At 65.2% G+C, this 24112-nt stretch carries 20 protein-coding genes; 4 read left to right on the plus strand and 16 right to left on the minus strand.

Annotated elements, in window-relative coordinates; all coding sequences use genetic code 11:
• Positions 1 to 404: 404 nt before the first annotated feature.
• From dnaE to rpsB, 16 genes are all read right to left on the minus strand, one after another.
• Positions 405 to 3908, minus strand: a complete 3504-nt coding sequence (gene dnaE, locus H1D44_RS04345) for a DNA polymerase III subunit alpha (protein WP_181513631.1) — start codon at positions 3906 to 3908, stop codon at positions 405 to 407.
• 29 nt (positions 3909 to 3937) lie between these two features.
• Complete coding sequence (gene rnhB / locus H1D44_RS04350) at positions 3938 to 4549, minus strand: ribonuclease HII (RefSeq protein WP_181513632.1); 612 nt, start codon at positions 4547 to 4549, stop codon at positions 3938 to 3940.
• Positions 4546 to 5769 carry a lipid-A-disaccharide synthase gene (lpxB, locus tag H1D44_RS04355; protein WP_181513633.1) on the minus strand — a complete coding sequence of 408 codons (1224 nt, stop codon included), beginning with the start codon at positions 5767 to 5769 and terminating at the stop codon, positions 4546 to 4548. Before lpxB ends, rnhB begins: the two co-directional genes overlap by 4 nt.
• A gap of 22 nt (positions 5770 to 5791) precedes the next feature.
• Entirely contained in the window at positions 5792 to 6559 is a 768-nt protein-coding gene (gene lpxA, locus H1D44_RS04360) for an acyl-ACP--UDP-N-acetylglucosamine O-acyltransferase (RefSeq protein ID WP_181513634.1), read from the minus strand.
• Entirely contained in the window at positions 6556 to 6999 is a 444-nt protein-coding gene (gene fabZ, locus H1D44_RS04365) for a 3-hydroxyacyl-ACP dehydratase FabZ (RefSeq protein WP_181513635.1), read from the minus strand. The genes lpxA and fabZ overlap by 4 nt, the downstream gene beginning before the upstream one ends.
• Before the next feature lie 121 nt (positions 7000 to 7120).
• Positions 7121 to 8161: a UDP-3-O-(3-hydroxymyristoyl)glucosamine N-acyltransferase gene (gene lpxD, locus H1D44_RS04370; protein ID WP_181513636.1), complete on the minus strand. Its 1041-nt coding sequence runs from the start codon at positions 8159 to 8161 to the stop codon at positions 7121 to 7123.
• Positions 8162 to 8206: 45 nt separating this feature from the next.
• Positions 8207 to 8713, minus strand: coding sequence for an OmpH/Skp family outer membrane protein (locus tag H1D44_RS04375; RefSeq protein WP_181513637.1), 507 nt, complete (start codon positions 8711 to 8713; stop codon positions 8207 to 8209).
• A 25-nt stretch (positions 8714 to 8738) separates the two neighbouring features.
• Complete coding sequence (bamA, locus tag H1D44_RS04380) at positions 8739 to 11078, minus strand: outer membrane protein assembly factor BamA (protein WP_181513638.1); 2340 nt, start codon at positions 11076 to 11078, stop codon at positions 8739 to 8741.
• A gap of 119 nt (positions 11079 to 11197) precedes the next feature.
• Complete coding sequence (rseP, locus tag H1D44_RS04385) at positions 11198 to 12556, minus strand: sigma E protease regulator RseP (protein ID WP_181513639.1); 1359 nt, start codon at positions 12554 to 12556, stop codon at positions 11198 to 11200.
• Positions 12557 to 12601: 45 nt separating this feature from the next.
• Positions 12602 to 13795, minus strand: a complete 1194-nt coding sequence (gene ispC / locus H1D44_RS04390) for a 1-deoxy-D-xylulose-5-phosphate reductoisomerase (protein WP_181513640.1) — start codon at positions 13793 to 13795, stop codon at positions 12602 to 12604.
• A gap of 1 nt (position 13796) precedes the next feature.
• Positions 13797 to 14597 carry a phosphatidate cytidylyltransferase gene (locus H1D44_RS04395; RefSeq protein ID WP_181513641.1) on the minus strand — a complete coding sequence of 267 codons (801 nt, stop codon included), beginning with the start codon at positions 14595 to 14597 and terminating at the stop codon, positions 13797 to 13799.
• A complete protein-coding gene (gene uppS, locus H1D44_RS04400; protein ID WP_422671649.1) occupies positions 14590 to 15366 on the minus strand; it encodes a polyprenyl diphosphate synthase in 777 nt (258 codons plus the stop codon). Before uppS ends, H1D44_RS04395 begins: the two co-directional genes overlap by 8 nt.
• 63 nt (positions 15367 to 15429) lie before the next feature.
• Positions 15430 to 15987 (minus strand): ribosome recycling factor, encoded by a 558-nt coding sequence (gene frr / locus H1D44_RS04405; protein ID WP_181513642.1) that lies wholly within the window; start codon positions 15985 to 15987, stop codon positions 15430 to 15432.
• 4 nt (positions 15988 to 15991) lie between these two features.
• The gene (gene pyrH, locus H1D44_RS04410; protein WP_181513643.1) at positions 15992 to 16768 is read right to left on the minus strand and encodes a UMP kinase; all 777 of its coding nucleotides are present in this window, start codon (positions 16766 to 16768) and stop codon (positions 15992 to 15994) included.
• A 117-nt stretch (positions 16769 to 16885) separates the two neighbouring features.
• Complete coding sequence (gene tsf / locus H1D44_RS04415) at positions 16886 to 17755, minus strand: translation elongation factor Ts (protein WP_181513644.1); 870 nt, start codon at positions 17753 to 17755, stop codon at positions 16886 to 16888.
• Positions 17756 to 17920: 165 nt separating this feature from the next.
• A complete protein-coding gene (rpsB, locus tag H1D44_RS04420; protein WP_181513645.1) occupies positions 17921 to 18667 on the minus strand; it encodes a 30S ribosomal protein S2 in 747 nt (248 codons plus the stop codon).
• Between the two features lie 314 nt (positions 18668 to 18981).
• On the opposite strand from rpsB, the gene map reads away from it, so the two are divergent.
• The 4 genes from map to H1D44_RS04440 all read left to right on the plus strand — a co-directional run bounded on the left by map (position 18982) and on the right by H1D44_RS04440 (position 24112).
• Positions 18982 to 19773, plus strand: a complete 792-nt coding sequence (gene map / locus H1D44_RS04425; RefSeq protein ID WP_181513646.1) for a type I methionyl aminopeptidase — start codon at positions 18982 to 18984, stop codon at positions 19771 to 19773.
• Positions 19774 to 19784: 11 nt separating this feature from the next.
• The gene (locus tag H1D44_RS04430; protein WP_181513647.1) at positions 19785 to 22466 is read left to right on the plus strand and encodes a [protein-PII] uridylyltransferase; all 2682 of its coding nucleotides are present in this window, start codon (positions 19785 to 19787) and stop codon (positions 22464 to 22466) included.
• Between the two features lie 102 nt (positions 22467 to 22568).
• A complete protein-coding gene (gene dapC / locus H1D44_RS04435) occupies positions 22569 to 23768 on the plus strand; it encodes a succinyldiaminopimelate transaminase (RefSeq protein ID WP_181513648.1) in 1200 nt (399 codons plus the stop codon).
• Positions 23768 to 24112 carry a Spx/MgsR family RNA polymerase-binding regulatory protein gene (locus H1D44_RS04440; RefSeq protein ID WP_181513649.1) on the plus strand — a complete coding sequence of 115 codons (345 nt, stop codon included), beginning with the start codon at positions 23768 to 23770 and terminating at the stop codon, positions 24110 to 24112. Before dapC ends, H1D44_RS04440 begins: the two co-directional genes overlap by 1 nt.

Consider the following 24112-nt stretch of genomic DNA (forward strand, 5'->3'; position numbering starts at 1 on the left):
AAATCGAGTGTCGGGCATTATCGCACCCTCAACGCGCTGCGCAAGGCGCGGAACAGCGGCTTTTCCGGCGACAGGTCGCTGCGGAGGCGCTGTAAACCCATCCCTGGGCGCTATTTTTGCCCTGCTTCGCTCTCGCATCCTGCTCCGCTTGCAGGACCGGGGCTGGCCATCCATGGCCAGCCCGTTCGGAGCAGAGCTCCTCACCCATGGCAAAAGACCTCCGCTGCGACCTGTCCCCGGCGCCGCTCGCAGCCAAGGTGGTGAGTCCAGGTCCTGTCGAAAAGTCGGCGAGCGATGGTCAGACAAGGCAAAAAACGGCGCAAAAGCGGAGTTTACTTTAGTAAATGAGCATTTTAAGCCGTTTTTTAACGCCGTATGACCGAGCGCAGGCACTTTTCTTAGGCCTAGCGGTATTTGAGGCGCACGCCATCTTGCCCCTCTACCTCGCGCAGCGCGATCAGCAGCTCGTCGCTGGGGGCCACGCGCCACTGCGCGTCCAGCTCCAGCCAGCCGGCGGCGGCCTCGTTGCGGTAGCGCAGGCGCACCGGCAGGCCGCCGTCGTCGCGGTGCGGCACAAGGCTATCCCTCAAGCTCTCCACCAGGCGGCCGTTGACCCGGGTGCCATCCAGCGACAGCTCCACCGCCTCGCCGTAGCGGGCACGGGCGGCCACCATCGGCGTGACCTCCTTGCCGCGCAGGCGCAGGCCGCCGGAGAAGTCGTCGCTGGAAACCTCGCCCTCGACGATCATCACCTGATCCGCCTCGATCTGGCCGCGCAGCTGATCGTAGAGCTCGCCGAACAGCGACGCCTCGATGCGCCCGGTACGGTCGTCCAGGGTGATGAAGGCCATGGTGTCGCCGCGCTTGGACTTCATGGTGCGCACCGCCACTACCAGCCCCGCCACTCGCTGCGGCTCCCGCGACGGCTTGAGATCGACGATACGGGTGGAGACGAAGCGGGCGAGCTCCTTCTCGTACTCGTCGATGGGGTGACCGGTGAGATAAAGGCCGAGGGTCTCCTTCTCGCCGGCCAGGCGCTCCTTGTCGGTCCACTCGCGGGCGCGGCGGTAGGCCTCGTAGGGATCGCTCTCGGCCTCGTCGTCGGCGAAGGCTTCGCCGAACATGTCGATCATGCCCAGGCTCTGGTTGCTCTGGGTCTGCGCCGCGGCCTTGAGGGCATCCTCGAGGGCGGCGGTGAGCACCGCTCGATTCGGCCCCAGGTTGTCCAGCGCGCCGGAGCGGATCAATGCCTCCAGGGTGCGCTTGTTCATGCGCTTGGGGTCAACCCGACGGCAGAAGTCGAACAGGTCGCTGAACGGGCCGTCGGCCTCACGGGCCTCGACGATGGCGCCGATGGGACCCTCGCCCACCCCGCGAATCGCGCCCAGGCCGTAGACCACTCGCCCCTCGGGATCGACGGTGAACTTGTAGGCGCCAACGTTGACGTCCGGCGGCGTCACGGTGAGGCCAATGCGCCGCGACTCCTCGATCAGCGGCACCACCTTGTCCAGGTTGTCCATCTCGGTGGACATCACCGCCGCCATGAACGGGCCGGGGTAGTGGGTCTTGAGCCAGGCGGTCTGGTAGGAAACCAGGCCGTAGGCCGCCGAGTGCGACTTGTTGAAGCCGTAGCCGGCAAATTTTTCCACCAGGTCGAAGATGTTGCCGGCCAGCTCCTTGTCGATGCCGTTGGCCGCACAGCCTTCCATGAAGCCGGCGCGCTGCTTGGCCATCTCCTCGGGCTTCTTCTTGCCCATGGCGCGGCGCAGCATGTCGGCCTGCCCCAGGCTGTAGCCAGCCAGCACCTGGGCAATCTGCATCACCTGCTCCTGATAGAGGATGATGCCGTAGGTGGGCTCGAGCACCGGCTTGAGCCATTCGTGCTGGTAGTCCGGGTGAGGGTAGGAGATCTCGGCGCGGCCGTGCTTGCGGTTGATGAAATCATCGACCATGCCCGACTGCAGCGGGCCCGGACGGAACAGGGCGACGAGGGCGATCATGTCCTCAAGCGAGTCGGGCAGCAGGCGCTTGATCAGCTCCTTCATGCCCCGCGACTCGAGCTGGAACACTGCCGTGGTCTCGGCACGCTTGAGCATCTCGAAGGTGGGGCTATCGTCGAGCGGGATGCTCTCGATGTTGAGCGGACCCTCGCCCTTGACCGCACGCACCTTGTCGACCATCTCCAGCGCCCAGTCGATGATGGTCAGGGTACGCAGCCCGAGGAAGTCGAACTTGACCAGCCCGGCTTCCTCGATGTCGTTCTTGTCGAACTGCACGACCAGGCCGTTACCCTCCTCGTCGCACAGCAGCGGCGAGAAGTCGGTGAGCTTGGTCGGTGCGATCACCACGCCCCCGGCGTGCTTGCCGGTGCCGCGGGTTATGCCCTCGAGCTTGACCGCCATCTCCCAGATCTCGGCGGCCTCCTCGTCGTTCTCGATGAATTCCTTGAGCGCCGGCTCCGCCTCGATGGCCTTGGCCAAAGTCATGCCGACCTCGAAGGGGATCAGCTTGGAGAGCTTGTCGCCCAGCGAATAAGGTTTGCCCTGGGCACGGGCCACGTCGCGCACCACCGCCTTGGCCGCCATGGTGCCGAAAGTGACGATCTGCGACACCGCGTCGCGCCCGTAGCGGTCGGCCACGTACTCGATCACCCGGTCGCGCTTCTCCATGCAGAAGTCGACGTCGAAGTCGGGCATCGAGACCCGCTCGGGGTTGAGAAAGCGCTCGAAGAGCAGGTCGTACTCCAGCGGATCGAGATCGGTGATCTTCTGTGCGTAGGCCACCAGCGAGCCGGCACCGGAACCACGCCCCGGCCCTACCGGAACATCGTTGTCCTTGGCCCACTGGATGAAGTCCATCACGATCAGGAAGTAGCCGGGAAAGCCCATCTTGATGATGATGTCGAGCTCGAAGTCGAGGCGCTCGCGATAGCGCTTGTCGATCTCGGCATACGCTTCGCCGTCACGCGGGTACTGCTCCGCCGGATAGAGAAAGTCGAGCCGCTCGGTGAGGCCGTCGTGGGAGACCTTGCGGAAGAACTCGTCCTGGGTCATGCCCTCGGGAATTTCGAACTCCGGCAGGAAGATCTCGCCCAGACGCACGTCGACGTTGCAGCGCGCGGCAATCATCACGCTGTTTTCCAGCGCCTCGGGAATATCGGCAAACAGCTCGGCCATTTCGGCCGGGCTCTTGAGGTACTGCTCCTCGGTATATTTTCGCTCGCGCCGCGGGTCGTCCAGCGCCTTGCCCTCGCCGATCGAGACCCGGGTCTCGTGGGCCCAGTAGTCGTCACGCTCGAGGAAACGCACGTCGTTGGTCGCCACCACCGGGGTGTCGCTGGCCACGGCCAGCTCTACCGAGAGGTGCACGCACTCCTCTTCCAGCGGTCGCCCGGTGCGGGTCACCTCGAGGTAGAAACGCTCGGGAAAGGCCGCTTTCCACTCCTCGAGCAGCGTGCGCGCCTCAGCGCGATGATCGGAGAGCAGATGGCGACCGATCTCCCCCTCACGGCCGCCGGAAAGCGCGATCAGCCCCTCGCTCTGGGCCAGCACCCAGGCTTTCTCCAGCACCGCCCTGCCCTGACGCTGCCCCTCCATCCAGCCCCGCGAGATCAGCTCCGTGAGGTTGCGGTAGCCCGTCTCGTCCATCGCCAGCAGCGTCACGCGGTAGGGGTGGCTGTCGTCATATGGGTTCGCAAGCCAGAGGTCGGCGCCTATCACCGGCTTGAGCCCGGCCCCCTGGGCGCCGCGGTAGAACTTCACCAGGGAGAACAGGTTGGCTTCGTCGGTCACGGCCAGCGCCGGCATGCCCTGCTCGGCGGTGGCTTTGAGCAACGGCTTGAGTCGCACCAGCCCGTCGACCAGGGAGTACTCGGTGTGGACGCGAAGGTGTACGAAAGGCGTGGTCATAAGAGGCTCGGGGCTTTGCGGTAAGTGGGCTAGAGCAGCTCGAGCTGTCCCTTGAGCGGGGCGAAGGAGCGACGATGCTCGGGCAGCGGACCGAGGCGCTCCAGCGCGTCCAGGTGCTCGGGGGTGGCATAACCCTTGTGGCGGGCGAAGCCGTACTCGGGAAACAGCCCGTCGAGCGCGACCATCTGGGCGTCACGAGCCACCTTGGCGAGTATCGAAGCCGCAGCGATGGCTGGATGGCGAGCATCGCCCTTGACGACGGCCTGGCCGGGAACATGATGCCCGGGCAGCCGATTGCCGTCCACCAGCAGGTACTCAGGCGTCAGCCCCAGGCCGTCGATCGCCCGCCGCATGGCCAGGTGCGTGGCGTGATAGATATTGAGCTCATCCACCTCGGCATGGGTGGCTTCCGCTACGGCGAAGGCCAGCGCCTTGGCGCGAATCTCTGCGTCCAGTGCCACGCGACGCTGTGGCGTGAGCTTCTTGGAGTCGGTCAGGCCGGCAATGGGACGCAGCGGGTCGAGGATCACCGCGGCGGCCACCACCGCGCCAATCAGCGGGCCACGGCCCACCTCGTCGACACCGGCCAACAGGTGCCCCTGGTAGTCGATGACCAGCGGTGGAAAGGGGGAGTCACTCATGCTTCGCTCCTCTTCTCATGCTTGCTGCTATCCTGCGCCAGGCTGTCGCTGGCCACCGACTCGGGCAGTGGCCGACCGGCAACCACCGCCTCGATCGCCTCGACCGCCCTGGCGCTGGCATTGCGCTGCAGCCCGGCATGCATGGCGGCGAAGCGCTGCTCGAGCTCGGCTCGTGCCTGGGCGTCATCGAGCATGGGCGCGAGATGCTCGACGATCGCCTCAGGGGTGACGGCATCCTGAACCAGCTCCGGCACCATCGATTCCTGGGCGATCAGGTTGGGCAGCGAAATCCACGAGGTCTTGACCAGGCGGCTCAGCAGCCAGTGGGACAGAGGCGCCAGGCGGTAGCCTACCAGCATCGCCCGGTGGCAAAGCATCGTCTCCAGAGCGGCGGTGCCCGAGACGAGCAACACGGCGTCGCTGGCCACCATCGCCTGGCGCGCCTGCCCATCGAGCAGCGTCAACCGTTCGGCAAGCAGCGGCCGGCGCTCGAGCAGCGCTTCGAGTTCCTCGCGGCGCAGCGGGGTGGCCGCTGGAATCACCACCCTGAGGGTAGGGCGCTGGCGACACAGCGCCTCGGCGGCCTCGAGGAAGGGCTCGCCAAGAAAGCGGATCTCGTTGGCCCGGGAACCGGGCAGCACGGCCAGTACCTGCCCCTCTGCCGGAAGGCCCAGCGCCTTGCGGGCAGCAGCTCGGTCGTTGACCAGCGGCAGTTCATCGGCCAGTGGGTGACCGACGAAGGCCACCGGCAGGCGATGCTTCTCGTAGAAGGCAGCCTCGAAGGGCAGAAAGGTGAGCATGGCATCGACCGACTTGGCAATGCCCTTCACCCGCCCCTGACGCCATGCCCATACGGTCGGGCTGACATAGTGCACCGTGGTGAGGCCCGCCTCACGCAGCTGTCGCTCGAGGCCGAGGTTGAAATCCGGTGCGTCGATGCCGATCACGACGTCGGGTTTCCAGGCCAGGGCATCGGCACGCAATGCACGGCGCACCCGAATGAGCTCTGGCAGGTGCTTGAGCACTTCCACCAGGCCCATGACCGAGAGCGTTTCCAGCGGAAAACGCGTGTCGATCCCCTCGGCGATCATCCCCGGACCACCGATACCGCGAAACTCCACCTGCGGATGTCGCGCCTTGAGGGCACGCATCAGGCTGGCGCCGAGCAGGTCACCCGACATTTCGCCGGCGACGATGTAGACGCGAGCAAGCTGGCTCATATCAGTCCCGTTCCGCGGCGCCTCAGCGAACGATTCCGCGGGTCGACAGTTCGATGGAAGCGGCAAAGGCTTCTGTTTCGGCAAGCGCGTAGCGACTGCGGATTTCCGCCAGTGCCTGGGCCACGGTGAGCCCCTGGCGATAAACCAGGCGGTAGGAGTCGTTCAGGGCCCTGATCGCCTCGGCCGAAAAGCCGCGCCGCTTCAAACCCACCAGATTGAGACCATGCGGCTTGGCCGGGTTGCCGTTGATCATCAGGAAGGAGGGGGTGTCCTTGGTGATGATCGAGCCGCCTCCCGCCATGGCGTAGTCGCCGAAATGGCAGAACTGGTGGATCGCCGACAGCCCGCCGAGAATGACGAAGTTGCCCAGGGTCACATGGCCGGCGAGCGTCGCCTGGTTGGCCAGCACGCAGTCGCTACCGATAATGCAGTCATGCCCAACGTGGACATAGGCCATGAACAGGTTGCGCGAACCGATGGTGGTCTCGCCGCGATCCTGGGCGGTGCCGCGATGCAGCGTCACGCCCTCGCGAATGACGTTGTCGTCGCCCATGACCAGGCGCGTCGGCTCGCCGGCGTACTTCTTGTCCTGACAGTCTTCGCCTACAGAGGCGAACTGGAAAATGCGGGTCCTGGCCCCGAGCACGGTCGGCCCCTTGATGACCACATGCGGGCCGATGCGGCTGCCGGACCCGATCTCAACGTCTGGTCCGATAACGCTGAAGGGTCCAACTTCCACATCCTCGGCCAGACGTGCCCGAGGGTCGACGATGGCAGTGGTATGAATCAAGCAACCTTCCTCTCGGCACAGATGATATCGGCCTCACAGGCCAGCTCGCCGTCTACGGTAGCACGGCAGGCGAATTTCCAGATGCCGCGCTTTTCACGCTCTACCTTCGCTTCCAGTTTCAGGCGATCTCCCGGCACCACCGGGCGCTTGAAGCGCACGTTGTCGCTACCCACCAGATAATAGACATAGCCATCAGCCGGTAGCTTGTTGACGGTCTTGAAACCCAGGATGCCGCACACCTGGGCCAACGCTTCCAGCACCAGCACGCCGGGCATGATCGGGTGATGGGGGAAGTGGCCATTGAAGAACGGCTCGTTGATGCTGACGTTCTTGTAGGCAACGATGGATTCGCCAAGGCTCAGCTCCGTTACCCGGTCGACCAGCAAGAAGGGGTAGCGGTGCGGCAGATAATCACGAATCTCGTTGATGTCCATTACCATCGTAGCGACCTCTGAAATGAAGTAGGGAAGCCATTGCGAGCGTCCAGCAACGTCGCCCCGGCTTCCCGAAAAAACCGCCTGCATCGGGCAGGCGGGCATTATAGCGCCGCCCGAACCTGTCTCAACCCTGCTGGCTACGCTTCTCGAGGCGCGCAAGGCGACGCGCCATGTCATCGAGCTGCTTGAAGCGCACGGCGTTCTTGCGCCATTGGCCATTGCTCATGGCGCCGGTTCCCGAGGAGTAGACACCCGGCTCATGGATCGAGTTGGTCACCAGGCTCATGCCGGTGACGTGTACGCCATCGCAGATCGTCAGGTGACCCGAGAGCCCTACGCCCCCGCCCAGCATGCAGTTCTTGCCGACATGGGTCGAGCCGGCGATACCGACACAGCCGGCGAGCGCCGAATGGTCGCCAATATGCACGTTGTGGGCGATCTGTACCTGACTGTCGATCTTGACGTCATTGCCGATCACCGTGTCCTCGAGTGCGCCACGGTCGATGCTGGAACAACTACCCACCTCGACATCATCACCCAGCACTACCCCGCCGAGCTGCGCGATCTTGTGCCAGCGGCTGCCGTCATGGGCGAAGCCAAAGCCGTCCCCGCCTATCACGCAGCCGCTATGCAGGATGGCCCGCGCACCGATGATCACGCCGTGACAAACGGTAGCGTTGGGATGCAGCCGCGAGCCGCTGCCGATGCGCGCTCCCGCACCGATGACACAGCCGGCGCCGACCACGACATCGTCGCCCAGCACCACCCCGGCTTCAATCACGGCATTGGGCCCGACCTCGACCCGCTCGCCCAAGGCCACATCCTCGGCTACCACTGCCGAGGAGTGGATGCCTCCCGGCGACGCCGCCAGCATCGGATCGAACAGCTGTGACAAGTGCGCGTAACCCAGGTAGGGATTATCGAGCTCCAGGCGGGGCACCGAACAGTCGGCCGCATGCTCGGGGTGCAGCAGTACGGCACCGGCCCTCGTCTTGGCCAGGTCCTTCACATAGGAGCGGTTGGCAACGAAGGCCACCTGGTCAGGTTGGGCCTCCTTGAGAGTGGCAAGACCCCTGACTTGGCGACTGCCATCACCAACCAGGCGGGCACCGAGCCGTTCAGCCAGTTCGTCGAGGGTGAATGTCGGGGTAGCAGGGTGCGTCATGGAAACCCGTTTCAGTGACGAGCGGCAGCTTCCTGCCGCCATGGTTCAATTGAGTGAATTGAGAATCTCGAGGACTTCACCCGTCACGTTGGGCAGGTCCCGCTCGGAGTGCAGCACACCCTGGGGCTCCACCAGCACCTGGATGCCATGCCGGGAGATGACCTGCTCCACTGCCTGTTCGAGCTTGGGCTCGGCCTGCTGCAGGAATTCCTGCTCGGCGCGCATCTGCGCCTCCATGATCTGGCCGCGCAGCTGCTCGAAGCGACTGCCCTTCTGCTGGAACTCCTGAATCAGAGCCTGACGCTCGGCATCAGGCAGGTTGCCCCCCTCCTGCTGCAGCCGCTGCTGCAGCCGCGACAGCTCCTGCCCCAGCGATTCCGCCTCCTGCTGCTGTCCGGAAAGGCGGTTCTCGAGCTCTTGCATCGAGCGCTGCGCCGAATCCGAGGAAAGCAGCGCCCCGCGCCAGTCGAGGACGGCAACCTCGGCCGAGTAGGCCGGAGTGGCCAGAGCGGCGAACAGACCCAGACACAGTAAGACAGTCAACTTGCGCATGCAAAATTCCTCTTGGCGGGCCGACTCAGAATGTCTGGCCCAGCGAGAACTGGAAGAACTGGGTATCGTCGCCGCTCTTGTCGTTGAGTGGCTCGGCAATGCTGAAGGTCAGCGGTCCCACCGGGGTCAGCCAGGAGAGCCCCACACCGATGCTGTAGCGCAGTTCGCCGAGATCGACGCCTGACGAGCAGCGCGACGGACCGTCCCCTTCCATGACCGGGTAACAGTTGGTCAGGAAGGTGTTGCCGGCGTCGAGGAAGAAACCGGTCTGCAGGGTGCGCTGGTCTTCGACGAAGGGCAGCGGGAAGAGCAGCTCGGCACTGCCTTCGATCAGTACGTTGCCGCCCAGGGTACGATCTCGACCGGCCTCACGGGGCGTGGTGCGCTCACCCAGGGTATTGGCGGTGAAACCCCGCACCGAGCCGAGGCCGCCGGCGAAGAAGTTCTCGTAGAACGGATAGGGGTCGCTGCCGATGCTGTCGGCGTAGCCCAGGGTGGTGCCGAACTTGAGCGCCCAAGTCTCCTCCTCGTTGAGGGCGAAGAGCTGCTGGGCGCGAGCACGCAGCTTGTAGTAGTCGGCGTCGCTGCCCGGGGCCGCGGTCTCCAGTGCAAGGCGCTGGTAGTTGCCCGAGGTGGGCATGATGCCGCGGTTGAGATTGTTGCGCGTCCAGCTCGCCGTGAGTTTGAGACTCTGGGCATTGCTGCCCTGCTCATCGACGTAGCGCACGATCTCGGAAGCGGTATCGCGGTAGGTCTTGACAGTCAGGTCCTCGATGCTGGCGCCGAAATTGAGTCGCGACAGCTCGCTGACCGGGTAGCCGAAGTTGATCCCCGCGCCGTAGGCATCGGTGGAGTAGGTCGAGATGTCGGAATCTTCGTAGTCGGTTTCGCGATAGAAGAGATTATAGCCGCGCGAGATACCGTCCAGCGTCCAGTAGGGGTCGGTGAAGCCGAAGTTCACGCTGGTGAAGGTGTCGCTGCGCTGGGCTCCGACGTTGACGCGATTGCCGGTTCCCAGGAAGTTGTTCTGGGCCAGCGACGCGCCGTAGATCACCCCGGCACTCTGGGAGAAGCCGACACTCGCCGAGATCGAGCCGGATGGCTGCTCCTCGACGGTATAGGTCACATCCAGCTTGTCCGGCTCGCCGGCCACGGGCTGGGTCTCCACGTCCACCTGGCGGAAGAAGCCCAGGCGCTCCAGGCGCCGGCGCGACTGGCTGATCGAATCCGTCGAGGCCGGCGCGCCCTCCATCTGGATCATCTCGCGACGCAGCACCTCGTCCTGGGTGCTGGTGTTGCCGATGAAGCTGATGCGCCGCACGTAGGCCCTGCGACCGGCGTCGACATTGAAGGTGAGGTCCACCGTGCCATCGGCACGCGGCTCGGGGATGCCCTCGACCCGGGCGAAGGCGAAGCCTTCGGCACCCAGGCGTGAGCGAATCGCCTCGCTGGAAGCGGTGACGTCGCGGCGCGAGAAGATCTCGCCACTATCCAGCTGCAGCAGGTTTCTTGCCTCACGCTCGCTGATTTGCAAGTCGCCGACGAAGCCGACGTCACCCAGGCGGTACTGGCTTCCCTCATCGACGTTGATGGTGACGAAGATCTGGGACTTGTCCGGGCTGATCGAAACCTGGGTGGAGGTAATGTTGAAATTGACGTAGCCGCGGTCGAGATAGAAGGAGCGCAGGCGCTCCAGGTCGCCGGCCAGCGCCTCACGGGAGTACTCGTCGCGGGAAAACCAGCCGAAGATACGCCCGGGGCGGTCATTGAGCTCGAACACATCGCGCAGCTCGTCGTCGTCGAACTGGCGGTTTCCGACGATGTTGATCTGGCGGATCTTGGCCACCGCGCCTTCGTTGATCTCGATGTCGACCTGGACACGGCCCTCATCGATCTCGCGCACGTTGGTCTCGATACGGGCGCTGTAGCGCCCCTGGGCCTGGTAAACGCCCTCGAGCTCGCGCTGGATGTCCTCCAGAGTGGAGAGCTGCAGCACCTGGCCCTCGGCCAGACCACCTTCGCGCAAGCCTGTGCGCAGGTCCTCCTCCGAGAGCCGCCGGTTGCCGCTGATGTTCAAGCGCGAGATGGTCGGACGCTCGACCACCTGGATGACCAGCACGTCGCCATCGCGGGCAAGTTGGATGTCGTCGAACAGGCCGGTGGCGAACAGGCTCTGCGCCGCCTCGGCAAGCTCACGATCATCCACCTGATCTCGTGCGCTGATGGGGAAGGCGTTGAAGACCGAGGCGGCGGATACCCGCTGCAGCCCTTCCACGCGAATGTCCGATACTTCGAAAGATTGGGCCAGCACTGTACTGGAACTGGCCAGCAGCAGTGCCGCCAATCCAAGGTGTTTGATTTTCATGCAGTCGCTTCGCTCGCGTTGATCCGCCTGCCTGTCCAGACAGGCACCATATACATATGTGCGGGTGACTGACAAGGCGAAGCCCAGCTTCGCCGCCTTCGCCCCTTCCGGGACGCTCGCTACCAGAGCCGCATCAGGTCGAAAAATAGCGCCATCAACATCAGCATGCCGACCAATGCCAGGCCGATACGCAGCCCTATTGCCTGGGTTCGCTCGGACACCGGTCGCCCGCGAACCGCTTCGACAAAATAATAAAGCAGATGCCCGCCATCGAGCACCGGGATCGGCAGCAGATTCAACACTGCCAGACTGATCGAGAGATAGGCCAGGAAACTGACGAAACTCTCGAGCCCCGTGCGGGCCGTATCCCCCGCCAGCTGGGCGATGGTGATGGGCCCGGACAGGTTGGTCGGCGAAATCAGCCCCACCAGCATCTTGCGGATGGCGTCGACGGTGAGCAGCGTCATTTCACCGGTACGACTCATGGCCTGGCCGACGGCCGCCACGGGCCCATAGCGAATCTCGCGGCGATACTCCTCGGGCCACTCCACCGGCTCGACACCGGCCCCCACGTAGCCGATGGCGCCGCCCGTCTCGAGCTCGCGGGAGCCCGGCGCGAGCGTCAGTTGACGGCGCTCGCCGTCGCGCTCTACCTCGAGCTCCAGCGTCTCGCCGGGGCTGGCGCGCACCACGCTGACGAAGTCCATCCACTCATCGATGGGCGTGCCGTTCACCGCCAGCACCCGGTCGCCGGCCTCGAGTCCCGCCTCGGCCGCCGCCTCGCCGGGCAGGATCTGCCCCAGCACCGCCGGGAAGCGCGGCTGCCAGGGCGTGATGCCAAGCGTGGGCAGCGGCTGGGGCGGATCCTGGCGCACCAGGTAGTCCTGTACCGGCAAGCGGTACGTGCTCGGGTCGCTGGCAGCATCGTCGCGCGCCAGGAGCTCCAGTTCGCCGCTATGGCCTATATGTGCGATCAGGCGCAGGTTGATCTCGTCCCAGGAACGCACGGGGTTGCCCTGTACCGCGACGATCTCCTGACCGCCCTGCAGGCCGCTGCGGGCTGCCGGCGAGTCGGGTGCCACCTCGCCTACCACCGGGGCCACTGTCGTGGTGCCGGCGACGAACAGCGCCCAGTAGGCGACGATGGCGAGCAGGAAGTTGGCCAGCGGGCCGGCCGCGACGATGGCGATACGCTGCCACACTGTCTTGCGATTGAACGTCTCGTGGAGCTGCTCGTCGGGCACCGGTGCCTCGCGCTCGTCGAGCATCTTGACGTAGCCGCCGAGAGGAATCGCCGCCACGGCGAACTCCGTCCCGTGACGATCGACGCGGGACCAGATCGGCTTGCCGAAGCCCACCGAGAAGCGCAGCACCTTCACGCCGCAACGGCGCGCTACCCAGTAATGACCATACTCGTGGAAGGTGATCAGCACCCCCAGCACCACGATGACGGCCAGCACGTTCTGGATCAGGCCCAAGTCAGTCTCCTTGAAATGCAACCATGTCGGCTCACGAGAGCCGACTCAACGTCTATCCAACCGCGAGCGTGCTGCCTCACGTGCACGGGCATCGGCAGCGAGAAGCGTCTCCAGGTCGTCACCGACCTCGACGGGCAGGCTCTCGAGCACCTCTCCTACCAGCTCACCAATGCCGGGAAAGCTCAGCCGGCCCGCCAGGAAAGCCTCGACGGCCACCTCGTTGGCGCCATTGAGTATCGCCGGAGCCGTCCCCCCTGCCTGCATCGCCTCCCGCGCCAGGCGCAGGCAGGGAAAAGCCGACTCGTCGGGTGCTTCGAAGTCGAGCCGGGCGATCTGGAACAGGTCCAACGCCTCGACGCCGGCATCGATGCGCTCCGGCCAGGCCAACCCGTAGGCGATGGGGGTGCGCATATCGGGGTTCCCCAGCTGCGCCAGCACCGACCCGTCACTGTAGGCCGCCATGGAGTGAATCACGCTCTGCGGGTGCACCACCACCTGCACCTGCTCGGGCCTGGCGTCGAACAGCCAGCACGCCTCGATCAGCTCGAGCCCCTTGTTCATCAAGGTCGCGCTATCCACCGAAATCTTGCGCCCCATCGACCAGTTGGGGTGGGCGCAGGCCTGCTCCGGCGTCACCGTAGCCAGGCGCTCGGGCGTCCAGCCGCGGAAGGGGCCGCCGGATGCGGTCAGCAGCAGCTGGGTCACGCCATGACGGGACAAACCGCCTCGGTGCTCGGGTGGTAGACACTGGTAGATGGCATTATGTTCGGAATCGATCGGCAACAAGGTGGCACCGTGACGCGCAACGGCATCCATGAACAGCGCGCCGGACATTACCAGCGCCTCCTTGTTGGCCAGCAGCACGCGCTTGCCGGCACGCACCGCGGCCAGCGTCGGCAGCAAGCCCGCGGCGCCGACGATAGCTGCCATCACCACGTCGACCTCGGCGGCGCTGGCTGCCTCGACCAGCGCGGCTTCGCCGGCGCGCACCTCGGTGGCCAGCCCCGCATGAGAGAGGCAATCACGCAGCCACGCCGCATCACGCTCTTCGGCAAGCACCGCCACGCTGGGGTGGTGCACGAGGCACTGTGTCAGCAGTCCCTCTCGAGAGCAATGCGCGGTCAGGGCGTGCACCTGATAGCGGTCGGGATGGCGAGCGATCACGTCCAGGGTACTGGTGCCGATGGAGCCGGTCGCACCCAGCACCGTGACGCGCTGCCGCCGCAGAGGCTCGCTCATCCTAGAGGACCCCGAGGGAGAGCAGCGCGAACAGCGGCACCGCTGCGGTCAGGCTGTCGATACGGTCGAGCACGCCGCCGTGGCCCGGAAGCAGGTTGCTGGAGTCCTTGATGCCGCGAAAGCGCTTGAGCATGCTCTCGAACAGGTCGCCGAGCACCGAGACCAGGGTCACGATGGCCGTCACAACCACCAGGCCCAGGCCAGCCGCCATGCCCAGGCCCTGCCAAATGGCGAACAGCAGTGCCAGCACCAGCGTCACGCCCACACCGCCGGCCACCCCTTCCCAGGATTTCCCGGGACTGACAGCCGGCGCCAGCTTGCGCCGGCCCCAGGCACGGCCGCAGAAGTAGGCGCCGATGTCCGCCCCCCACACCAGCAGCAGCACATAGAGCAGCCAGACACCGCCGGTATCCCGCAGCACGTTGAACCCGACCCAGGCCGGCAGCAGTACCCACAGCCCCATTGCCAGACGCACGGCCGTGGATTGCCACTGTTCGCGCTGCGCCGGATAGCGGGTGACCCAGTAGCCATTGAGCGCCCAGCCGCCCACTGCCAACCACAGCGGCCAGGCCGCCACCGCGGCCCCGAGCGCCCAGAAAGCGCCCATCAGCAGCCCCAGCCCGGCCACCAGCATCAGGCGCCGGCGGCTTTCGGCAACGCCGGACAGGTTGGTCCACTCCCAGGCAGCCAATAGCACGATGATCCCGGTAAAGGCGGCGAAGGCGCCGCCCGAAAGGCCGAACAGGCCGGCCAGCATCAGCGGCGCAAGCCACGCCGCCGTTATGATCCGCTGTCTAAGCACCTTGCGTCTCGATCTGTTCGTCTGTCATTCCGAAGCGGCGCTGCCGCCGACGGAAGTCGTCCACCGCCAGGTCGAAGGCTTCACCATCGAAATCGGGCCACAGCAGCGGGGTGAAATAGAGTTCGGCATAGGCCATCTGCCACAGCAGGAAATTTGAGATGCGCTGCTCGCCGCTGGTGCGAATGCACAGGTCCACGGGAGGCTCATCGTCAAGGCAGAGCTCGGACTGAAGCCTGTACTCGTCGATCGCGCCAGGGTCGATCTCGCCGGCCACGGCCCGTTCGGCCAGGCGCCGCGCCGCCTCCGCGATGTCCCAGCGACCGCCGTAGTTGGCTGCGATCACCAGGTGCATGCGCCGGTTGTCCCGGGTCAGTGCCTCGGCCTTGTCGATGTATTTCTGGATCGAGGAGGAGAAGGCGCTGCGATCGCCGATCACCGAAAGACGGATGCCGTTGTCATGCAGCTTTCTCACCTCACGCTTCAGGGCGATCAGGAACAGCTCCATCAGGGCGCTGACCTCGGCTTCGGGGCGGCGCCAGTTTTCGCTGGAAAAGGCGAACAGGGTGAGGGTCTCGATGCCACGCTCGGCGGCGCGTCGGATGACGGCACGTACGGCCTCGACGCCGGCCCGATGCCCCCGAATGCCGGAGAGTCCACGTGCACGCGCCCAGCGATTGTTGCCATCCATGATGACCGCCACGTGGCGTGGCAGGTCGTCGCCCGGTGGCTTCGGCGGCATGTTCGATGCAGAGGTCTGCGCTGACGTCATGATGTCTCGCAATGGCGGTGGGATGACCGGGCGGGCCTTCAGGCAGGTACCGCCCGGCGCTGCTCAGACCTGCATCAGGTCGTGTTCCTTCGCTTCGAGCTGCTTGTCGATCTCGGCGATGTACTTGTCGGTCAGCTTCTGAATCGCATCCTCGGCGCGGTGCTGCTCGTCTTCGGAGATCTCCTTCTCCTTGAGCAGGGCCTTGATGTCGTTGTTGGCATCACGGCGCACGTTGCGTACCGCCACCCGGCCATTCTCGGCCTCGGCACGAGCCTGCTTGATATAGCCCTTGCGCGTCTCCTCGGTGAGCATCGGCATGGGCACGCGAATCACGTTGCCGGCGCTGGCAGGATTCAGGCCCAGGTCCGAAGTCATGATCGCCTTTTCGATCTTGGGCACCATGTTCTGCTCCCACGGCACTACCGAAAGCGTGCGGGCATCTTCGACGTTGACCGAAGCGACCTGGTTGAGGGGCACCTGGCTGCCGTAGTACTCCACGGTGACCGAATCGAGAATGCTGGAGTGAGCACGCCCGGTACGGATCTTGTTGAAGTTGGCATGAAGGGCATCAAGGCTCTTCTTCATGCGGCTCTCGGCATCTTTCTGGATGTCATTGATCACGGTATCAACCTCTGTCTATCAGCGTGCCTTCCTTGCCGCCCACTACCAGGTTCAGCAGGGCGCCCGGCTTGTTCATGTTGAAGACGCGAACCGGCATGTCATGGTCCCGCACCAGGCAAATCGCGGTCAAATCCATGATGCCGAGCTTCTGGTCCAGCGCATCATCGTAGCTGAGATGATCGTACTTGACCGCATCGGCGTGCTTCACCGGATCCTTGTCATAGACACCGTCAACCTTGGTGGCCTTGACCACCACGTCGACGTCGATCTCGATGCCGCGCAGGCAGGCCGCCGAGTCGGTGGTGAAGAAGGGATTGCCGGTGCCAGCGGAAAACAATACCACGTCACCCGAGGTGAGGTAGCGGATCGCCGTGCGGCGATCGTAGTGCTCCACCACGCCGCTCATGGGGATGGCGGACATCACCCGCGAGCGGATATTCGACCGCTCCAGGGCATCGCGCATGGCCAGGGCATTCATCACCGTGGCCAGCATACCCATGTGGTCACCGGTGACCCGGTCCATGCCCGCCTCGTTGAGCGCCGCCCCGCGGAACAGGTTGCCGCCGCCGATCACGATACCCACCTGCACGCCAATGCCTACCAGCTGGCCGATCTCGAGCGCCATGCGATCCAGCACCTGCGGGTCGATGCCGAAGTCGTGCTCGCCCATCAGGGCCTCACCGGAGAGCTTCAGCAGGATGCGCTTGTACTTGGATTTTTCGCTGCGGGACTTGTCGGAGCGGGGCTGGGCGGAGCTATCGACGTGATCGGTCGGGGGCATGGCAACTCTCCTGGACGTCAAGGGGATGAAGCAACTCTACTACGTCCGACGCGGCGGCCGGATACGAGAAGGCGTGCGCTCACGCGCACGCCACTCATCGAACTGGAACCTCTGACCTTAGCGGCGGCCAGCCTGTTCCATCACTTCCTTGGCGAAGTCGACCTCTTCCTTCTCGATGCCCTCGCCCACTTCGAAGCGGGTGAAGCCGATGACTTCACCGCCCGCAGCCTTGACGAACTCGGCGACGGACTGATTCGGGTCCTTGACGAAGGGCTGCTCGGTCAGGCTGTTTTCGGCCAGGTACTTCTTGAGACGGCCTTCGACCATCTTCTCGGCGATCTGCTCGGGCTTGCCGGCCATGTCGGGCTGGGCCAGGATGATCGCCTTTTCCTTGTCGAGCTGCTCCTGCGGCATGTCCTCGGGACGCGCCACGGCCGGGTTGATCGCGGCCACGTGCATGGCGACATCCTTGGCCACTTCGGCGTTGCCGTCCTTGAGCACGGTGAGCACGCCGATACGGCCGCCGTGAACGTACTCGCCCACCAGCGCACCTTCCGACGCCTCGACCACGGCGCAGCGGCGCACGCCGATGTTCTCGCCGATCTTCTGCACCAGCTGCTCGCGAGCGGTCTCGAGGGCACCCTCCATCACCGCGGCGACGTCTTCGCTCTTGGCGGCGAAGAAGGCGTCGGCGACCTGATCGGCGAAGGCCTTGAAGTTGTCGTCACGCGCGACGAAGTCGGTCTCGGAGTTGATCTCGACCACCACGCCATAGCTGCCGTCCCCGGCGACACGGGTCGCCACGGCGCCTTCGGCGGCGGTACGGCCAGCCTTCTTGGCGGCCTTCAGCCCGGAGCTCTTGCGCAGGTTCTCGATGGCGACATCGATATCACCACCCGCTTCGGTGAGCGCCTTCTTGCACTCCATCATGCCGAGCCCGGTACGCTCGCGCAGTTCCTTGACCTGGGAAGCGCTGATCGCTGCCATGGTATTCACCTCTTGATAGTGGAACCCGTTCAGGTTCGACCTGGGAATAAGGGCGCCGGGCCCGAAGGCCCGGAACGCTCGCCCCGCCGCGGCGGAACGGTAGCGGGCGGCCGCTGATATCGGCCACCCTCCCGGACCGGCAGCGCCGGCCCGGGCGATTCGCCGTTACTCGGCAGCGGCAGTCGCGTCGCCGCCTTCACCTTCGGTGACCTCGACGAACTCGTCGGGGCGGCCTTCTTTCGCGCGCGCGCAGGCGTCGGCGATCGCCTTGACGTAGATCTGGATGGCACGGATGGAGTCATCGTTGCCGGGAATCACGTAGTCGACGCCGTCCGGGTCGGAGTTGGTATCCACCACGCCGATGACCGGGATGCCGAGCTTGTTCGCCTCATTGATGGCGATGCGCTCGTGGTCCACGTCGATCACGAACAGGGCGTCGGGCAGGCCACCCATCTCCTTGATGCCGCCGATGGAGCGCTCGAGCTTGTCCTGCTCGCGCGTGGCCATCAGGACTTCCTTCTTGGTCAGCTTCTCGAAGGTGCCATCCTCGCGCATGGCCTCGAGGTCGCGCAGGCGCTTGATCGACTGACGAATGGTCTTGTAGTTGGTCAGCATGCCACCGAGCCAGCGATGGTTGACGAAGGGCATGCGAACGCGGTTGGCCTCTTCCTTGATGATCTTGCTCGCACTGCGCTTGGTGCCGACGAACAGGATCTTGTTGTTGGCCGCCGCCATCTTCTCGACCACGTCGATCACCTCGTTGAGGGCCGGCAGGGTGTGCTCGAGATTGATGATGTGGATCTTGTTACGCGCGCCGAAGATGAACTTGCTCATCTTCGGGTTCCAGTAACGGGTCTGGTGACCGAAGTGTGCGCCTGCCTTGAGCAGGTCACGCATATTGACATGTGCCATGGATGACTCCTGAAAATCGGGTTAGGCCTCCACGCACCCCATGGATCCGACCGCCGGGACGAGCCGCGGCAGCACCCGGGACCATGTGCCGGTACGTGTGTGTTTTCAAGGCTGTTTTGTTACGGCGAAGCCGTGAGGCACTTGGTTGCCCCATCGAGTTCGCTGCCTGCGCCAGCGCTGCCTCGCCAGCCCGCCAAGCGGCGACGATTGCAGGAAAGCGCGCGGCTTTATACCATAGTTCGCCAATGAGATGAAGTCGCCTGCTGCCATTGGCCCACGCTGCCGGCGCTGCAACCCCTCTGAACCGAGACTCCATGAACATACCCATCAAGACGCCCGACGAGATCGAGAAGATGCGTGAGGCCGGCCGCCAGGCCGCCAGCGTGTTGGAAATGATAGCACCCCATGTCAAGGCAGGAGTGTCCACCGGCGAGCTGGATCGCCTGTGCCATGACTATATCGTCAACGAACTGGGCTCCACTCCGGCACCGCTCGACTATCACGGCTTTCCCAAGTCGATCTGCACCTCGCTCAATCACGTGGTCTGTCACGGCATCCCCGACCCGGCCAAGAAGCTGAAGAAGGGCGATATCATGAACATCGACATCACCGTGAAGACCGCCGACGGCTACCACGGCGACACCAGCGTGATGTTCGTGGTGGGCGAGAACATCCAGGGCGAACGGCTGTGCCGCGTGACCCAGGAGTGCCTCTACAAGAGCATCGCCCTGGTGCGTCCGGGCGCGCGCCTTTCCGAGCTTGCCCGCGCCATCCAAGGCCACGCCGAGACCAACGGCTACTCGGTGGTGCGCGACTTCTGCGGCCACGGCATCGGCGCCACCTTCCACGAAGACCCCCAGGTGCTGCATTATGACGGCTACGCGCCCGAGGCCGACGCCATTCTGGCTGCCGGCATGTGCTTCACCATCGAGCCGATGATCAACGTGGGCGGGCACCAGACCAAGGTGCTGCGCGACGGCTGGACCGCGGTGACCCGCGACAAGAGCCTTTCGGCGCAGTGGGAACACACGCTGCTGGTCACCGACACCGGCGTCGAGGTACTCACGGCGCGCCACGAGGAAGACCTCTCCTTCCTCGACCACTGAGTCGAGACGCCATGCTGCTGCATCACTATCGCTTCGCGCCCGATGAGACGCTGTTCGACGCCGACACCTTCCGGCGCGAAATGGCCGGCACCCGCTCGCCCATCGCCCCCTTCAAGGCAGCGCTGCGCGAGATTCAGCAGCGGCTCGACGAGCGCTTCCACGCCGGGGCCGACATTCGCGACCTCATCCACGGCAGGGCCTGGTGCCTCGACCAGCTGCTGAGCGTGGCGTGGGCGCTGCATGACTGGCCCGACGACGGCGTGGCGCTGCTGGCGGTGGGCGGTTATGGCCGCGGCGAGCTGCACCCGCACTCCGACGTCGACCTGATGCTGCTGCTGGAGCAGGACGATGACACGCCCTACCGCGAGGCGCTGACCGCTTTCATCACCCTGCTGTGGGACATCGGCCTGGAGATCGGCCACAGCGTTCGCTCGCTGGCCGACTGCGAGCGCGAGGCCGCAGGCGACATCACCATCATCACCAACCTGATGGAGTCGCGTATCCTGGCCGGCCCCGAGTCGCTGCGCGAGGCGATGAAGGCCCGCATCGCCCCTGCAAGCATGTGGCCCGCCGACCGCTTCTTCGAGGCCAAGTGGCAGGAGCAGATCGCCAGGCACCATCGCTTCAACAACTCCGAGTATCATCTCGAGCCCAACATCAAGAGTTCGCCGGGCGGGCTGCGCGACATCCAGATGATCGGCTGGGTGGCCAAGCGCCACTTCGGCAGCCAGCGCTACGAGGACCTGGTGGCGAACGGTTTCATGAACGACGCCGAGCTGCGCATCCTGAGCCAGGGCCAGGCCTTCCTGTGGCAGGTGCGCTATGCGCTGCACATGCTCACCGGCCGCGCCGAGGATCGCCTGCTGTTCGACCACCAGCGCACCATCGCCGAACTGTTCGGCTTTCGCGACACCCCCGAGCGCCTGGCCGTCGAGCAGTTCATGAAGCGCTACTACCGGCATGTCACCGCCCTGGCCGGACTCAACGACATGCTGCTGCAGCACTTCGACGAGGCCATCCTGCGCGGCGGCGAGCGACTGGAGACGACCGACCTCAACGAGCGCTTCGTGATCGAGGGGGGCTATATCAAGGCCCGCACCCGGTCGGTGTTCCGCGATCACCCCTATGCACTGCTCGAGCTGTTCCTGCTGATGGCGGAACACCCCGAGATCGAGGGGGTGCGTGCCGACACCATTCGACTGATCCGTGACAACCGTCACCTGATCGACGACCTGTATCGCGACGACGTACAGCACCAGCACCTGTTCATGTCGCTGCTGCGCTCGGGTGGCAACGTGGCACGCCAGCTTCGGCGCATGAATCGCTACGGCGTTCTTGGCAAATACCTGCCGGAGTTCGGCCAGGCCGTCGGCCTGATGCAGCACGATCTGTTCCACATCTACACCGTGGATGCCCACACCCTGCGCCTGCTCAAGTTCATCCACCAGTTCCGCAAGCCCGAGGCGCGCGAGGAGTTCCCGGTAGCGGCGGCGCTGATGCCCCAACTGCCCAAGCTGGAGCTGCTGTGGATTGCCGGGCTTTACCACGACATCGGCAAGGGTCGCGGCGGCGATCACTCGGTCCTCGGTGCCCGCGACGTGGAGCGCTTCGCCGAGCGCCACGGTCTCTCCAGCCGCGACACCCGCCTGGTCAGCTGGCTGGTGGAAAATCACCTGGTGATGTCGATGGTGGCCCAGAAGCGCGACATCACCGACCCCGACGTAATCCGCGAATTTGCCGCCCAGGTGGGTGACGAAATCCGACTGGACTACCTCTACGTGCTGACCGTGGCCGACATCAACGCCACCAACCCGACGCTGTGGAACGGCTGGCGCGCCTCGCTGCTGCGCCAGCTGCACGCCGAGACCAAGCGCGCCCTGCGCCGCGGCCTGGACAACCCGCTGGATCGTGAAACCTGGGTCAGCGAGACCCGCAACGAGGCGCGTTCACTGCTCGCTACGGTAGGCGCCGATCTGGAGCGGGTCGAGCGCCTGTGGGAGCAGCTCGGCGAGGAGTACTTCCTGCAGTACGCACCCAGCGAGATCGTCTGGCAGACCCTGGGGATTCTCGACCACGGCGGCTCGCAGCTGCCGCTGATCCTGATCAGCGCCCCTACCGACGACATGTCCGACGGCGGCACCAAGGTGTTCATCCATACCCGTTCGGTGGACGATCTGTTCGCCGCCACCGCCGCCGCCATGGAGCAGCTCGGCCTGTCGATCCACGACGCCCGCATCGCCACCTCGAGCAACGACTGGACGCTCAATACCTTCATCGTGCTCGACGACCTGGGGCGGCCGATTCGCGACGCTGCGCGCATCGAGGAGATTCGCTCCCACCTGGTGGAGGAGCTCGACGACCCCGACGACTACCCGCAGATCGTCACCCGGCATACGCCGCGCCAGCTGCGCCACTTCAAGGTGCCGACCGAAGTGCTGATCGAACAGGACCCGGCCAACGAGCGCACCCTGCTGGAGCTGACCGCCCCCGACCGCCCCGGCCTGCTGGCCCGGGTTGGCCGCATCTTCATGGAGCAGGACATCTCGCTCTCGGCCGCCAAGATCGCCACCCTGGGCGAGCGGGTGGAGGACGTCTTCTTCATCACCGACAAGGCCGGCGCACCGCTGACCGACCCCGAGCGCCAGCAGCGCCTGCGCGAGCGACTGATCGAAGTCCTCGACGTGGCCGGCTGATACCTTGCCGCACTGGAGTTTGAGGCCGGCCGGGGCCTTCCCTATAATCGTCGGTCTGCCCGCAGTCACGACAACGACGCCGACCCACGGCGCCTGGACACCATGAACCCCGATCTCGACGCCCTCAAGCCCTATCCCTTCGAGCGGCTGGCCAAGCTCAAGGCCGGCGTGACGCCCCCGACAGGCCTCACTCACATTCCGCTGACCATCGGCGAGCCGCAGCACGCGCCCTTCGCCGCCGCCCTGGAAACGCTCCAGGCACACCAGCTCGAATTCGCCCGCTACCCGGCCACCGCCGGCACGCCCGAGCTGCGTGAAGCCATCGCCGGATGGGCGACTCGCCGTTTCGGCCTCGAGGGGCTCGACCCGGAGCGCCAGGTGCTGCCGGTCAACGGCACCCGCGAGGCGATCTTCGCCTTCGTCCAGGCGGCGCTGGATCGCGGTCGCCCGGCCCGGGTGGCGGTGCCCAACCCCTTTTATCAGATCTACGAAGGCGCCGCCCTGCTGGCCGGTGGTCAGCCGCTCTACCTCGACTGCCGGGTCGAGAACGGCTTTCGCCCCGACTTCGACGCCGTGCCGGCAGAGACCTGGCGCGAGGTGCAAGCCGTCTTCCTGTGTTCGCCGGGCAACCCTACCGGCGCGGTGACGCCGATTGCCGAGTTCGAGAAGCTCATCGCGCTGGCCGACGAGTTCGACTTCCTGATCGCCTCCGACGAATGCTACTCGGAGCTCTACCTTGACGAGGCAGCGCCGCCGCCAGGGCTGCTCGAGGCCTGTGCGAAGCTCGGCCGCCACGACTATCGCCGCTGCCTGGTGTTTCATTCGCTCTCCAAGCGCTCCAACCTACCCGGGCTGCGTTCGGGCTTCGTCGCCGGCGACGCCGAGGTGATCAGCGCCTTCAAGCGCTATCGCACTTACCACGGCTGTGCCATGTCGCTTCCCGTTCAGCACGCCTCGATCACCGCCTGGAACGACGAGGCCCACGTGCGCGCCAACCGCGACTCCTACCGTGAGAAGTTCGCCGCCGTGACGGAGATCCTCGGCCCGGTGCTTGATTTCCCCATGCCCGAGGCCAGCTTCTACCTGTGGCCGGCGGTGCCGGGTGGCGACGACGAAGCCTTTACCCGGGAGCTTTTCGCCGTCGAGCACGTCAGCGTTCTGCCAGGCTCCTACATGGGCCGAGTCAACGCCTCGCACGGAAACCCCGGTGCGGGGCGCCTACGCCTGGCCCTGGTGGCCGAGCTCGAATCGACCAAGGAAGCGGCACACCGAATTCGCCGTTTCATCGAAAGGAGGGCATGATGGCGACCCTGTTCGTGATAAAGAACTGCGATACCTGCCGCAAGGCACGCAAGGCCCTGGAAGCGAGGGGGCTCCCCTTTCAGGTTCACGATCTGCGCGAAGATGGCCTTTCCGCCGCCCTGCTCGAGCACATTCTCGCCCGGGTCCCGGTGCTTGAGGTGCTCAACCGCCGCAGCACCACCTGGCGCAACCTCCCCGAGGAGGACAAGCAGGAGCTCGACGCCAACAAGGCCCGCGAATTGATCATGGCCAACCCCACCCTGCTCAAGCGGCCGCTGCTCGATACGGGCGACGAGATGCGCGTCGGCTATCGCGAGGGTGACTATGACGACCTCAAAGGTTGA

This window comes from Billgrantia kenyensis, from assembly GCF_013697085.1.
Lineage (GTDB): Bacteria > Pseudomonadota > Gammaproteobacteria > Pseudomonadales > Halomonadaceae > Halomonas > Halomonas kenyensis.